This window comes from Micromonospora sp. NPDC049275 (genome assembly GCF_043197115.1).
In the GTDB taxonomy this organism is placed as follows: domain Bacteria; phylum Actinomycetota; class Actinomycetes; order Mycobacteriales; family Micromonosporaceae; genus Micromonospora.
On record NZ_JBICSN010000007.1, the window covers coordinates 217,934 to 230,471 of the forward strand.

Below are 12,538 nucleotides of genomic sequence, written 5' to 3' on the forward strand. Positions count from 1 at the left end.
TCCGGCCAGGCCGATCAGGCCAGCTCGACCAGTTCGAGAAGGTCGTCGCTCCAGGCGTCCTCGTCGCCGTCGGGCAGCAGGATCGCGCGGTCGGGCTTGAGCGCGAGGACCGCGCCCGGGTCGTGCGTGACGAGCACGATGGCGCCCGGGTAGTTGGCGATCGCGTCGAGCACCTGCTCCCGGCTGACCGGGTCGAGGTTGTTCGTCGGCTCGTCGAGAAGCAGCACGTTGGCGCCGGAGCAGACCAGTGTGGACAGCGCCAGCCGGGTCTTCTCGCCACCGGAGAGCACCCCTGCCGGCTTGTTCACGTCATCGCCGGAGAACAGGAACGCGCCGAGGATCTTGCGCAGGTCGGTGTCGGACTGCTCGACGGCGGCGGCGCGCATGTTCTCCAGCACCGTCCGCTCCACGTCCAGCGTCTCGTGCTCCTGGGCGTAGTAGCCCAGGCGCAGCCCGTGCCCCGCGTGCACCTCGCCGGTGTCCGGGTTGAGCAGCCCGCCGAGCATCCGCAGCAGCGTCGTCTTGCCGGCGCCGTTGAGCCCGAGGATGGCCACCCGGGAACCCCTGTCCACCGCGACGTTGACGTCGGTGAAGATCTCCAACGAGCCGTACGACTTGGACAGGCCCGTCGCGGTGAGCGGGGTCTTGCCGCACGGGGCGGGGCTGGGGAAGCGGACCTTGGCCACCCGGTCGGCGACGCGTACCTCCTCCAGGCCGGAGATCAGCTTCTCGGCACGGCGGGCCATGTTCTGCGCGGCGACGGTCTTGGTGGCCTTGGCCCGCATCTTGTCGGCCTGCGCCATCAGCGCGCCGGCCTTCTTCTCCGCGTTGGCCCGCTCGCGGCGGCGGCGGCGCTCGTCGGTCTCGCGGGCCTCCAGGTACGCCTTCCAGCCCAGGTTGTAGACGTCGATCACGGACCGGGTGGCGTCGAGGAACCAGACCTTGTTGACCACCGACTCCAGCAGCGCGCCGTCGTGGGAGATCACGATGAGGCCGCCCTTGTGGTTGGCGAGGAAGCCGCGCAGCCAGGTGATCGAGTCGGCGTCGAGGTGGTTCGTCGGCTCGTCGAGCAGCAGGATGCCGCCGCCGTTCTCACCGGCGTCGCGGAACAGGATCCGCGCCAGCTCGATGCGCCGGCGCTGACCGCCGGAGAGGGTGCCGATGGTCTGGGCGAGGGCGCGGTCCGGGAGCCCCAGGTTGGCGCAGATACGGGCGGCCTCGGCCTCGGCCGCGTACCCGCCGAGGGCGGCGAACTGGTCCTCCAGCGCGCCGTAGCGGCGGACCAGCTTGTCGCTGGAGTCCTCGACGAGCTGGGCCTCGATCTCCTTCATCTGGGCCATCAACACGTCCAGGCCACGGGCGGAGAGCACCCGGTCGCGGCCGGTCACCTCCAGGTCGCCAGTGCGCGGGTCCTGCGGGAGGTAGCCGATGGCGCTGCGCTGGTCGATCTGCCCGCCGTACGGCTGCCCCTCGCCGGCGAGCACCTTCAGGGTGGTCGTCTTGCCGGCGCCGTTGCGGCCGACCAGGCCGATCCGGTCACCGGGCTGCACGCGCAGGGTGGTGTCGGACAGCAGGATCCGGGAGCCGGCACGCAGCTCCAGGCCGGTGGCAGTGATCATCTCGTGGGACTCGCTCTCGGGGTCTGGAAGGCTGACTCAGGGCACGCGAAAGCGCCGGCGGGCGGTGGGCCCGTCGGCGCGGGGCGGTTCAGCCTTCGCAGCGCGGCACGGGGACAAGTGTACCGGGCGCTCCCCGGCGGCCCGCCCGGATTACCAATCAAGATCATCGGGTACCGGAACGCCTGTCCGGACCCCGTCCGGCACTGAAGCGACACAACGACATACATACGACATTCACCGGCATACGGCGATCGGGGTCACCATGGAACTCAACGAGCGGGCCGAGCTCGACACCTCCCAGGCCAACGACCTGGGGCGTGGATCCGGCGGTGGGGGCGGCGGCATGGGCATCCCCATCCCGGGCGGCGGCGGTCGGGGCGGGATCATCGGCATCGTGGTCGCCGTGCTCGTCGCCCTGCTCGGCGGCGGCTTCGGCCTGAACGCCATGACCAACGGCGACGACGGCGGCCAGGCCGGCGGCGGCGACATAGACCAGGCGTGCGGCACCGCCAATCCGGACCGTCTCCAGGACGCGCGCTGCCGCAACCTGCTCTACGTCAACAGCATCCAGGGGTACTGGCAGAAGGAGTACCCGGAGCTGGGCAACGGAAAGTACGAGCCCACCACCACGAACTTCTTCCAGCAGGCTGTGAACACCGGCTGCGGTCAGGCCGACTCGGGCGTCGGCCCGTTCTACTGCCCCGCCGACAAGTTGGTGTACATCGACCTGAGCTTCTACGACGAGCTGGCCACCCGGTTCGGGGCGAAGGGCGAGTTCGCCCAGCCGTACGTGCTCGCGCACGAGTACGGCCACCACGTCCAGGACCTGCTCGGCACCAACGCCAAGGCCGGCCAGGGCGACCAGAGCGGCCCCAAATCCGCCTCCGTGCGGCTGGAGTTGCAGGCCGACTGCTACGCCGGCGCCTGGGCCAAGCACGCCACCGAGAGCAAGGACAAGACCGGCGAGAAGCCACTGTTCAAGTCGATCACCGAGGCCGACATCAGCCAGGCCGTCGACACCGCCGAGGCGATCGGTGACGACAGCATCCAGGAACGCTCCGGCGGGCGGGTCAACCCGGACCAGTTCACCCACGGCACGTCCGAGCAGCGCAAGCGCTGGTTCACCCAGGGCTACACCGGTGGCGACCCGAAGAACTGCGACACCTTCGGCACCGACCAGCTCTGACAATCCGCCGTACGTCGTGGCAGGTCCTTCGGGGCCTGCCACGACCACGTTCGCGCCTCAGTCGAGCCGGGAGACCTGGTAGTGCCCGATGAGCCAGTAGTCGTCGATCCGGCGGACGACCACGCCGAGGTGGACCGTCAGGGCCGGGCGGTCGGTGAAACCGAACTCGACCTCCAGATAGCCCAGGACCACGTCGTCGGCGAGGCGTCGGGTCTCCCGGATGTCGTACGTGGCGGTCAGGCCGAGCGGCTGCGCCTCGTAGTACGCGGCCACGCCGTCCCGACCGACGCTGTACGGGTGCAGCCCCTGGAAGATCGCGTCATCGGTGAAGCAGGACGCGACGTCATCCGGCTCGTGCGCGTCGACGGCGGCCCTCCAGCGGTCGAGGACGCTCCGCAGGATCTCCGCCTCGCTGCTGGCCATGGTCAAGCCCTCGGTTGCCGGGGCGGCTGACCCGGGTCGTTCGGGTGCGGCGTCAACGGGGTGACGGTCTCGCGCCGCCAGGCGCGCAGCGGCATCGACGCGAGCACCGCCTCCAACTCGTCCGCGTCGTCGGCTTGGAAGAGCCCCCACGTACGCCACTCCCCCGGCGCCAGCGGCGGCCGCCACAGCCGCAGGAGGCTGCCGTGCGCCACCAGCTCGGCCGAACGCGCCGCCTCGCGTGTCCGCATGTCGGCGACCTCGTCCTCGGAGGTGCCGTCGGGCACCGTCGTCACCATGTCCACGAGAAACTCCACAGGCCCATCCTCCGACGGGCCACCCGGGAGCACGCCGGGAACCCCGATCCGCGTGGCGGTCATCTCCCCCACGGCCCGCCGTTCGTCGCCGCCGGCGAGGGTCGGGCTGCCGTGCCGATCAAGCGGCGGTGGGCGCGAACTGCCCGTCCGCTGACAGCACGAAGGCCGTCGTCACTCGGCAGGGTCGGGCGCCGGGTCGCGCAGCCGGATCCGTACCGCACGGGCCGCGGCCACCGCCGCGACCAGGACCGCGTGCCGCGGCTCCGGCACGTCGAGCAGCCGCTCGGCGCGCAGCGGCACGAGCGGGGCCAACCGCCGGTCGGCCAGCACCGTGTCCACGGCACGCCGGTCACCACCGCAGACGACCGCCGCCAGCCGCGCCGCCTCCGGCAACAGCAGGCGTACGGCCAGGTCGGCCGCGTCGCCCAGCGCCGCCTTGGCCTGGTTGTCGCGGCGACGGGCGAACCGGTGCTGCGACCATCCCCCGGCGGCGGTGCGCCCCTGCACGTACCGGGTGTCCACCTTGGAGACCACGAGGTCGGGGCCCTGCGCCACACCGATCGCCACCGCTCCCTTTCGGGCCAGCAGCAGGCCGATCCGGTGCGGTGTGCCGGCGGCGGCCACGAACGCGTCCACGTCGGCGCTCACCGGAGCGCCAGGTGGGGCGTACAGCTCGGCGGTGCTCCCGTCGGGGGCGGTGAGCAGCAGGCCGTACTCCCGTGTGGTGGTGGTGGGCGGCCCGTGCCGGTCGGCGAAGCCCTCGACCCAGCGGCCGACGCGGGCCGGGTCGACCTCGACCCACCGGCCGCCCCCGGCTGCGGGTCGACTGGTCACGGCCCCGACCGTACGCCACGGCCGCTCCGACCGGACGGGCGGCTCAGCCGCCAGCAGCGCCGCCACCGCGAGCGCGGCTCAGCCCGGTAGCAGCGCCGCCACCGCGAGGGCGGCGATGAGCACGCTGGAGACCAGGCCGGTGACCAGCCGGCCACGCGGTCCGGTCAGCGCCCGGCCGACAATCGTGCCGCCGCCGGCGATGAGCAGTTGCCAGCTCGCCGACGCCAGGAACACACCGGCCACGAAGAGCATGGCGGCCGGGCCGTTCGCGTCGGCGGTGTCCCGGCGGCCGAGCACCAGCGCGGCGAAGTAGAGCACCGTCGTCGGGTTCAGCAGGGTCAGCCCGAGCACCGCCGCGTAGGCCCGCCCGGGAGTGTTCGGCCCCCGACCGGTCGACGGCGGCGGCGCGTGTCGGGCGCGGTGGGTGGCCCACGTGCGCCAGAGGCCGTGGGCGGCGAGACCAAGCAGGACCACGGCGGCGACCACCCGCAGCGGGCCGGCCGCCGGTGCGACGACCCCGGCCAGGCCCGCGCCGCCGAGCGCGGCGACCGCCGCGTACAGCCCGTCGGCCGTCGCCACCGCGAGCGCCGCGGCCGCGCCGACCCGGAACGAGGTACGGGCACTGAGCCCCAGGATGAGGACCGCGATCGCGCCGACCGGGATGGCCACGCCGTAGCCGGCCACCAGGCCGGCGAGGAACGCCCCGCTCACGACGACGGACGACGGATCGAGGCCACCGCGGGCAGGGTGCGCTGTCGACGCGCGGCGGTGGCTGCACGGACAGAAACCTGCATCGGGTACGCCTCGATCACGACCGCATCCTCCGCGCCGAACCCCGCCCGCGCCACAGAATTTCCCGTCCCCACCCCCGACTCCCAGCCCTCACTCGCACCCGCACCCTGACCTTGTTGATCAAGAGGTTCGGGTCACCACGACCGCGACTTCCGACGCAAACCTCTTGATCAACCCGGGCGGCACCGGACTGCGCAACCTCCGGGATGTTGCTGTCTGGCCGGGCTGCGGAGGCAGCACTCTCGCTGATGTTGTGCGGATCTTCGGCTGTTGAAACGGGTCGAGCGCGGCGCCCCGGGTGGGGCGTCGCGCTCGACGGGTAGGGCCGACCGGAGTCGGGTCAGACGTTGAAGCCGAGGGATCGGAGCTGATCGCGACCCTCATCGGTGATCTTGTCCGGGCCCCACGGCGGGAGCCAGACCCAGTTGATCCGGATGTCGTTGACCAGCCCGCCGCCCGGGCCGGTGGTGAGCGCCTGCCGGGTCTGGTCCTCGATCACGTCGGTAAGCGGGCAGGCCGCGGACGTGAGCGTCATGTCCAGGGTCGCGACGTTCTCGTCGTCGACGTGCACCCCGTACACCAGGCCGAGGTCGACCACGTTGATGCCCAACTCGGGGTCGACGACGTCCTTCATCGCCTCCTCGATGTCGGCGATCATGGCCTTGCTGACGCCGCCCGCCGAGGTGGCGGCGTCGTCGGCGCCCGGCGTCGCAGCGCCGTCGGCCGCAGCATCGCCGGCAGCCGGCGTCGCCGCGGCACTGGTCGTCGCAGCGGCGCTCGTCGTCGCGACTCCGTCGGTCGTCACGGCGTCGGTCTGCGGCGCCGCGGTGGCGTCACCGGCCTCCGGCGTCGCCGCGGTAGCGGTGTTCTCGCTCATGCCGTCCCTCCGGTTCGCTTCGTGATGCCACAGGACACCACGGTGCTGCTGGAATTCGCTCGCTGGCGCTGGCTCACGCCTTCACCTCCGGGCTCACGCCCACGCCCGCGCGTGCCGCGGCGTCCTTGAACGCCATCCACGGCAGCAGCGCGCACTTCACCCGGGCGGGGTAGCGGGCAACGCCCGCGAAGGCCACCCCGTCACCGAGTACGTCCTCGTCCGGCGTGACCTGGCCACGTCCGGACATCAACTCGACGAACGCCTCGTGCACCTCGAATGCTTCCCCGGCGTCGCGACCGCGCAGCAGCTCGTGCAGCACGCTCGCCGAGGCCTGGCTGATCGAGCAGCCCATGCCGTCGTACGAGATGTCGTGCAGCACGTCGCCGTCGGTGGCCACCCGGACGGTGACCTCGTCGCCGCAGGTCGGATTGACGTGGTGCGCCTCCGCGACCCGGTCGGCCGCGTCCTCGGCGTCGCGCAGGCCACGGCCGTGCGGATGCTTGTAGTGGTCCAGGATGATCTCCTGGTAGAGCTGGTCGAGTTGCACCATCAGTCGAACACCTTCCGCACCTGCTCCAGACCGCCCACCAGAGCGTCGATCTCCTCGGTGGTGGTGTAGAGGTAGAACGAGGCCCGGGTCATCGCCGGGACGCCGAACCGGCTGCACACCGGCTTGGCACAGTGGTGGCCCACCCGCACCTGCACGCCGAGCGAGTCGAGCACCTGGCCCACGTCGTGCGGGTGCACGTCACCCAGCGCGAACGAGATGGTGCCGCCCCGGCCGATCGGCACGGTCGGGCCGAAGATCCGCAGGTCCGGCACCGTGGCGAGGGCGTCCAGCGCGTACGCCGTCAGCTCCTTCTCGTGCCACTGGATGGCAGGCATGCCGATCCCAGTCAGGTAGTCCACCGCCGCACCGAGCGCGACCGCCTCGGCGATCGGCGGGGTGCCCGCCTCGAAGCGGGCCGGCGGCGCGGCGAACGTCGAGCGGGCCATGGTGACCGTCTCGATCATCGAACCGCCGCCGAAGACCGGCGGCATGGCGGCCAGCAGCTCGCCCCGGCCCCAGAGCACGCCGATGCCTGTCGGGCCGCACATCTTGTGCCCGGTGAAGACGATGTAGTCGGCGTCCAGGTCGACCACGTCGATGGGCAGGTGCGGCACCGACTGCGAGCAGTCCAGCAGCAGCAGCGCGCCGACCTCGCGGACCCGCGCGGTGATGCGGGAGGTCGCGTTGACGGTGCCGAGGATGTTGGACATGTGCACCAACGAGACGATCTTCGTCCGTTCGGTGATCAGGTCCTCCAGACCCGACTCGTCCAGCCGGCCCTGCTCGGTGACTCCGAACCAGCGCAGGGTCGCGCCGGTGCGCTCGCAGAGCAGCTGCCACGGAACGATGTTGGAGTGGTGCTCCATCTCGGAGATCACCACCTCGTCGCCCGGCCCCAGCCGGAACCGCGGGTCACCGTCCGCGCGCAGCGAGGCGTTCGAGAAGGCGTACGCCACGATGTTGATCGCCTCGGTGGAGTTCTTGGTGAACACCACCTCGTCGACGCTCGGCGCGTGAATGAACGCGGCGATCTTCGCCCGCGCCCCCTCGTACGCCTCGGTGGCCTCGGTGCCCAACGTGTGCACCGAGCGCGACACGTTGGCGTTGTGCCGCGCGTAGTGCTCGTCGAGAACGTCGAGCACCTGGCGGGGCTTGTGCGAGGTGTTGGCGCTGTCGAGGTAGACCAGCGGGTGCCCGTTGATCTCCCGATCGAGGATCGGGAAGTCGGCGCGCACCCGGGCCACGTCGAAACGCGGCACGTCGTCGTACTGCGGCATCCCTGACGGGATCGCGATGCTGGTCATCTCGGCAGCGCCTCTCCCGCTCAGGCCTTGGCCGTGCCGGCCCCGGCGGCGTACCGCTCGTAGCCCTCGGCCTCGAGCTTGTCGGCCAGCTCCGGGCCGCCCTGCTCGACGATCCGGCCGGCCACGAAGACGTGCACGAAGTCCGGCTTGATGTAGCGCAGGATCCGCGTGTAGTGGGTGATCAGCAGCACGCCCGTGTCGCCGGTGTCGCGGACCCGGTTGACGCCCTCGCTGACCACGCGCAGCGCGTCCACGTCGAGGCCGGAGTCGGTCTCGTCGAGGATCGCGATCTTCGGCTTGAGCAGCTCCAGCTGGACGATCTCGTGCCGCTTCTTCTCGCCACCGGAGAAGCCCTCGTTGACGTTGCGCTGGGCGAACGCCGGGTCCATCTGCAGGCGCTCCATCGCGCCGCGCAGCTCGCCGCCCCAGGTGCGCAGCTTCGGCGCCTCGCCGTCGATGGCGGTCTTGGCGGTACGCAGGAAGTTCGCCACCGAGACGCCGGGCACCTCGACCGGGTACTGCATGGCCAGGAAGAGGCCGGCGCGGGCGCGCTCGTCGACGGTCATGGCCAGCACGTCCTCGCCGTCGAGGGTCACCGAGCCGCCGGTGATCTCGTACTTGGGGTGGCCGGCGATCGAGTACGCCAGGGTGGACTTGCCGGACCCGTTCGGGCCCATGATCGCGTGGGTCTCACCGGACTTCACGGTCAGGTCGACGCCGGCCAGGATCGGCTTGAGCTCACCCTCGGGCAGCTTGACCGACACCTTCAGGTCGCGGATCTCCAGGGTGCTCATTATCGGGTCACTCCATTACTCGGCGTCAGGCTGAGGTAGATGTCGCCGTCGCGGACTTCGACGGGGTAGACGGGTACGGGTTCGGTGGCGGGCAGGCCGCTCGGGGCGCCGGTGCGCAGGTCGAAGCGCGAGCCGTGCAGCCAGCACTCGAGCGTGCAGCCGTCGACCTCACCCTCGGAGAGGGCGACCGCGGCGTGCGAGCACTCGTCGTAGGCGGCGTAGAACTCGCCGTCCTCGCCGTGCACCAGGGCGATCGGGGTGCCGTCGACGTCCGCGCTGATCGCGGTGCCCTTCGGCACGTCCTCGGTGGAGCAGATCCGGATCATCAGGCGCCGCTCCTCGCCAGGCGCGCCTCGATGGCGTCGCCCAGGCGCTCGCGCAGCTCCTCGACCGGGATCTTGTTGATCACCTCGGCGAAGAAGCCGCGGACCACCAGACGGCGGGCCTCACCCTCCGGGATGCCCCGGGCCATCAGGTAGAACAACTGCTCGTCGTCGAAGCGGCCGGTCGCGCTGGCGTGGCCGGCGCCGGCGATCTCGCCGGTCTCGATCTCCAGATTGGGTACGGAGTCCGCCCGCGCGCCGTCGGTGAGCAGCAGGTTCCGGTTGATCTCGTACGTGTCGGTGCCTGTCGCCTCGGCCCGGATCAGCACGTCGCCCACCCAGACGGTGTGCGCGTCCGCGCCCTGCAGGGCGCCCCGGTAGCCGACGTAGCTGCGGCAGTCCGGCACCGAGTGGTCGACGAGCTGGCGGTGCTCCAGGTGCTGCCCGCCGTCGGCGAAGTAGACGCCGTACAGCTCGGCCTCGCCGCCCCGGCCCGTGTACTCCACGCTTGTGAACTGGCGCACCAGGTCACCGCCCAGGCTCACCTGGACGTGCGTCACCCGGGCGTCCCGACCGAGCTTGATCTTGAGGTGCTGGGCCTGCACGGCGTCCGGCGCCCAGTCGGCCACGGTGACCAGGGTCAGCTTGGCCCCGTCGCCCACCGACACCTCGACGTTGTCGGCAAGGGTCGCCGAGCCGACGTGCTCCAGCACCAGCGTCAGCTCCGCGAATCGGCCCACCTCGACGAAGGTGTGCCCGAAGGCCAGGCCCTCGCCGCCGTCGCCGACCACCCGCACGCTCACCGGCGCGCCCACCACGACGTCGCTCGCCACCGAGAGCAGCAGCGCCTGCCCGGCGCCGCCGTACGCGAGCGCGCTGACCCGGTCGACGGGGGTGAGCACGCTGCCCACCCGCGGGTCGTCGGTGCCGATGCGCTCGATGGCCACGCCCTCGGGCAGATCGCCGTACTCGTGCCGGACCGTGCCGGTGCCGGCCTGCGGCTCGCCCGCGAGACCGCGCAGCCGCTTGAGCGGGGTGAAACGCCACTCCTCCTCCAGGCCGGTGAGGGCCGGGAAGTTGGCGACGTCGTACGAGCGCAGCGCCTGCGACTTGGTGCTGGGCGGCGCGGAAGCCTGGGTAGTCATGTCTTCCTTGGTCTGTCTGTTCCGTGACGACGGGGTTGGGGCGGGGTGCGGGCGGGCCGAGGTTCCGGCCCGCCCCGCGGGAGCGGCGGCGTCAGCCGACCGCGCCCTCCATCTGAAGCTCGATCAGGCGGTTCAGCTCCAGGGCGTACTCCATCGGGAGCTCCTTGGCGATCGGCTCGATGAAGCCACGCACGATCATGGCCATCGCCTCGTCCTCGCTCAGGCCCCGGCTCATCAGGTAGAAGAGCTGGTCGTCGCTGATCTTGGAGACGGTCGCCTCGTGCCCCATCGACACGTCGTCCTCACGGATGTCGACGTACGGGTAGGTGTCCGAGCGGGAGATGGTGTCGACAAGCAGCGCGTCGCACTTGACGGTGCTCCGGCTGTGGTGCGAACCCTCCAGCACCTGCACCAGACCCCGGTACGAGGTGCGGCCGCCGCCACGGGCGATCGACTTGGAGATGATGGTCGAGGAGGTGTGCGGCGCGGCGTGCACCATCTTGGCGCCCGCGTCCTGGTGCTGGCCCTCGCCGGCCATCGCCACCGAGAGCACCTCGCCCTTGGCGTGCTCGCCGGTCATGTAGACCGCCGGGTACTTCATGGTCACCTTGGAGCCGATGTTGCCGTCGACCCACTCCATGGTCGCGCCCTCGTGGCAGACGGCGCGCTTGGTGACCAGGTTGTAGACGTTGTTCGACCAGTTCTGGATGGTCGTGTACCGGCAGCGCGCGTTCTTCTTGACGATGATCTCCACGACCGCGCTGTGCAGCGAGTCGGAGGAGTACATCGGCGCGGTGCAGCCCTCGACGTAGTGCACGTACGCGCCCTCGTCGACGATGATCAGCGTCCGCTCGAACTGGCCCATGTTCTCCGTGTTGATCCGGAAGTAGGCCTGCAGCGGGATGTCCACGTGCACGCCCTTCGGCACGTAGATGAACGAGCCGCCGGACCACACGGAGGTGTTCAGAGCGGCGAACTTGTTGTCGCCGACCGGGATCACCGTGCCGAAGTACTCCTTGAAGACGTCCTCGTGCTCGCGCAGCGCGGTGTCGGTGTCCAGGAAGAGAACACCCTGCTCCTCAAGGTCCTCACGGATCTTGTGGTAGACGACCTCGGACTCGTACTGCGCCGCGACACCGGCGACCAGCCGCTGCTTCTCCGCCTCCGGGATGCCCAGCCGGTCGTAGGTGTTCTTGATGTCCTCGGGCAGGTCCTCCCAGCTGGTGGCCTGCTTCTCGGTGGACCGCACGAAGTACTTGATGTTGTCGAAGTCGATCCCGGTGAGGTCCGCGCCCCAGGCCGGCATCGGCTTGCGGCCGAACAGCCGCAGACCCTTCAGGCGCAGGTCGAGCATCCAGGCCGGCTCGTTCTTCTTGGCCGAGATGTCCCGCACCACCGCCTCGTTGATGCCGCGCTGGGCGACCGCCCCGGCGGCGTCCGGGTCGGACCAGCCGTACTCGTAGCGACCCAGGGCGGCGAGCTGCTCTTCCTGGGTCAGGGGCTGGACGATCTGCTCGGTCATCTATCTGTCCTCACAGTGGTGACGGGATTACCGGATTGGGCGCGGCCCGGCTGGGTCGGGATGTGCGTGGTGCACACCCCGTCGCCGTGCGCGATGGTGGCCAGGCGCTGCACGTGGGTGCCGACCAGACGGGAGATCACCGCGGTCTCGGCCTCGCACAGCTGGGGAAACTCGGCGGCCACGTGCGCCACCGGGCAGTGGTGCTGGCAGAGCTGGCCGCCGGAGGCGATCGTGGTCGCGTTGGCAGCGTAACCCTCGGCGGTGAGCGCTCCGGCGAGTGCCTCAGCCCGCGCCAGGGGCTCGTCGCCGGCGTCCTCCATGGCGGCACGGCAGCGCGACTCCAGCGCGGACACCTGCTCGGCGGCGAACGCCTCGACAGCGTCCGGACCGCCGCTTCGGGCGATCCAGCGCAGTGCGGCGGTGGCCATGTTGTCGTAGTGGTGCGTGCCACAGCGGACACGGGCCGCCTCGGTCAGCACGAACACCTTGGCCGGACGCCCCCGGCCGCGGCTGCCCTGCACCGTCTGCTCGCGGGCGACGACGTCACCGTCGGCGAGCATCGCGTCCAGGTGCCGGCGGATCGCCGCCGGGCTCAGGCCGAGCGCCAGGCCGAGCTGCGCGGCGGTGGTCGCGCCCCGCTCCAGCAGCAGCTGGGTGACGCGGTCCCGGGTCGAGGTCTCGGTGACGGTGCCGCCGAGGGTCGGCGCCGGGGCCCCGACGAGGGCGGACGCGGACGCGCCGACGGCCGGGACAGCCGTCGACTGGTGCCCGGAGAGCGCCGCCGCGTTTTTCACAACGCCAACGTTACGTAATTACCTCAACGGTCGCAAACCCGGGCCCCGGTGATCCGAACCA

General features: G+C 71.1%; 14 protein-coding genes. 1 reads left to right on the forward strand and 13 read right to left on the reverse strand.

Features of this window, described 5'->3' with window-relative positions:
• Nucleotides 1-14 precede the first annotated feature (14 nt).
• Nucleotides 15-1,619, reverse strand: a complete 1,605-nt coding sequence (locus ACGFIE_RS22275) for an ABC-F family ATP-binding cassette domain-containing protein (RefSeq protein ID WP_363689626.1) — start codon at nucleotides 1,617-1,619, stop codon at nucleotides 15-17.
• A 262-nt stretch (nucleotides 1,620-1,881) separates the two neighbouring features.
• Here ACGFIE_RS22275 and ACGFIE_RS22280 point away from each other — a divergent pair, with 262 nt between their 5' ends.
• Entirely contained in the window at nucleotides 1,882-2,805 is a 924-nt protein-coding gene (locus ACGFIE_RS22280) for a neutral zinc metallopeptidase (RefSeq protein ID WP_393297288.1), read from the forward strand.
• A gap of 57 nt (nucleotides 2,806-2,862) precedes the next feature.
• Here ACGFIE_RS22280 and ACGFIE_RS22285 read toward each other — a convergent pair whose 3' ends face one another.
• The 12 genes from ACGFIE_RS22285 to ACGFIE_RS22340 all read right to left on the reverse strand — a co-directional run bounded on the left by ACGFIE_RS22285 (nucleotide 2,863) and on the right by ACGFIE_RS22340 (nucleotide 12,477).
• Complete coding sequence (locus tag ACGFIE_RS22285; protein ID WP_393297290.1) at nucleotides 2,863-3,228, reverse strand: SgcJ/EcaC family oxidoreductase; 366 nt, start codon at nucleotides 3,226-3,228, stop codon at nucleotides 2,863-2,865.
• A 2-nt stretch (nucleotides 3,229-3,230) separates the two neighbouring features.
• Entirely contained in the window at nucleotides 3,231-3,542 is a 312-nt protein-coding gene (locus ACGFIE_RS22290; RefSeq protein ID WP_393297292.1) for a muconolactone Delta-isomerase family protein, read from the reverse strand.
• 171 nt (nucleotides 3,543-3,713) lie between these two features.
• On the reverse strand, nucleotides 3,714-4,376 hold the full coding sequence (locus tag ACGFIE_RS22295; RefSeq protein WP_393297294.1) for an acVLRF1 family peptidyl-tRNA hydrolase: 663 nt from the start codon (nucleotides 4,374-4,376) through the stop codon (nucleotides 3,714-3,716).
• A 78-nt stretch (nucleotides 4,377-4,454) separates the two neighbouring features.
• Nucleotides 4,455-5,087: a LysE family transporter gene (locus tag ACGFIE_RS22300; RefSeq protein ID WP_393297296.1), complete on the reverse strand. Its 633-nt coding sequence runs from the start codon at nucleotides 5,085-5,087 to the stop codon at nucleotides 4,455-4,457.
• 421 nt (nucleotides 5,088-5,508) lie between these two features.
• Nucleotides 5,509-6,045 (reverse strand): metal-sulfur cluster assembly factor, encoded by a 537-nt coding sequence (locus ACGFIE_RS22305; protein ID WP_393297298.1) that lies wholly within the window; start codon nucleotides 6,043-6,045, stop codon nucleotides 5,509-5,511.
• A 73-nt stretch (nucleotides 6,046-6,118) separates the two neighbouring features.
• Nucleotides 6,119-6,592: a Fe-S cluster assembly sulfur transfer protein SufU gene (gene sufU / locus ACGFIE_RS22310; protein WP_393297512.1), complete on the reverse strand. Its 474-nt coding sequence runs from the start codon at nucleotides 6,590-6,592 to the stop codon at nucleotides 6,119-6,121.
• Between the two features lie 2 nt (nucleotides 6,593-6,594).
• The gene (locus ACGFIE_RS22315; RefSeq protein WP_393297301.1) at nucleotides 6,595-7,899 is read right to left on the reverse strand and encodes a cysteine desulfurase; all 1,305 of its coding nucleotides are present in this window, start codon (nucleotides 7,897-7,899) and stop codon (nucleotides 6,595-6,597) included.
• A 20-nt stretch (nucleotides 7,900-7,919) separates the two neighbouring features.
• Nucleotides 7,920-8,693, reverse strand: coding sequence for a Fe-S cluster assembly ATPase SufC (gene sufC, locus ACGFIE_RS22320; protein ID WP_151489655.1), 774 nt, complete (start codon nucleotides 8,691-8,693; stop codon nucleotides 7,920-7,922).
• Nucleotides 8,693-9,019 carry a non-heme iron oxygenase ferredoxin subunit gene (locus tag ACGFIE_RS22325; protein WP_007462703.1) on the reverse strand — a complete coding sequence of 109 codons (327 nt, stop codon included), beginning with the start codon at nucleotides 9,017-9,019 and terminating at the stop codon, nucleotides 8,693-8,695. The genes sufC and ACGFIE_RS22325 overlap by 1 nt, the downstream gene beginning before the upstream one ends.
• Complete coding sequence (sufD, locus tag ACGFIE_RS22330) at nucleotides 9,019-10,161, reverse strand: Fe-S cluster assembly protein SufD (RefSeq protein WP_393297305.1); 1,143 nt, start codon at nucleotides 10,159-10,161, stop codon at nucleotides 9,019-9,021. The genes ACGFIE_RS22325 and sufD overlap by 1 nt, the downstream gene beginning before the upstream one ends.
• Nucleotides 10,162-10,252: 91 nt before the next feature.
• On the reverse strand, nucleotides 10,253-11,683 hold the full coding sequence (gene sufB / locus ACGFIE_RS22335) for a Fe-S cluster assembly protein SufB (RefSeq protein WP_363689641.1): 1,431 nt from the start codon (nucleotides 11,681-11,683) through the stop codon (nucleotides 10,253-10,255).
• Entirely contained in the window at nucleotides 11,680-12,477 is a 798-nt protein-coding gene (locus tag ACGFIE_RS22340; RefSeq protein WP_363689643.1) for a transcriptional regulator, read from the reverse strand. The genes sufB and ACGFIE_RS22340 overlap by 4 nt, the downstream gene beginning before the upstream one ends.
• Nucleotides 12,478-12,538: the final 61 nt, after the last annotated feature.

Bases quoted from the DNA above. Each gene is read 5' to 3' on its own strand.
- ACGFIE_RS22275 (WP_363689626.1), bottom strand. From the start codon at position 1,619: ATGATCACTGCCACCGGCCTGGAGCTGCGTGCCGGCTCCCGGATCCTG.
- ACGFIE_RS22280 (WP_393297288.1), top strand. From the start codon at position 1,882: ATGGAACTCAACGAGCGGGCCGAGCTCGACACCTCCCAGGCCAACGAC.
- ACGFIE_RS22285 (WP_393297290.1), bottom strand. From the start codon at position 3,228: ATGGCCAGCAGCGAGGCGGAGATCCTGCGGAGCGTCCTCGACCGCTGG.
- ACGFIE_RS22305 (WP_393297298.1), bottom strand. From the start codon at position 6,045: ATGAGCGAGAACACCGCTACCGCGGCGACGCCGGAGGCCGGTGACGCC.
- ACGFIE_RS22315 (WP_393297301.1), bottom strand. From the start codon at position 7,899: ATGACCAGCATCGCGATCCCGTCAGGGATGCCGCAGTACGACGACGTG.
- sufC (WP_151489655.1), bottom strand. From the start codon at position 8,693: ATGAGCACCCTGGAGATCCGCGACCTGAAGGTGTCGGTCAAGCTGCCC.
- ACGFIE_RS22325 (WP_007462703.1), bottom strand. From the start codon at position 9,019: ATGATCCGGATCTGCTCCACCGAGGACGTGCCGAAGGGCACCGCGATC.
- sufD (WP_393297305.1), bottom strand. From the start codon at position 10,161: ATGACTACCCAGGCTTCCGCGCCGCCCAGCACCAAGTCGCAGGCGCTG.
- sufB (WP_363689641.1), bottom strand. From the start codon at position 11,683: ATGACCGAGCAGATCGTCCAGCCCCTGACCCAGGAAGAGCAGCTCGCC.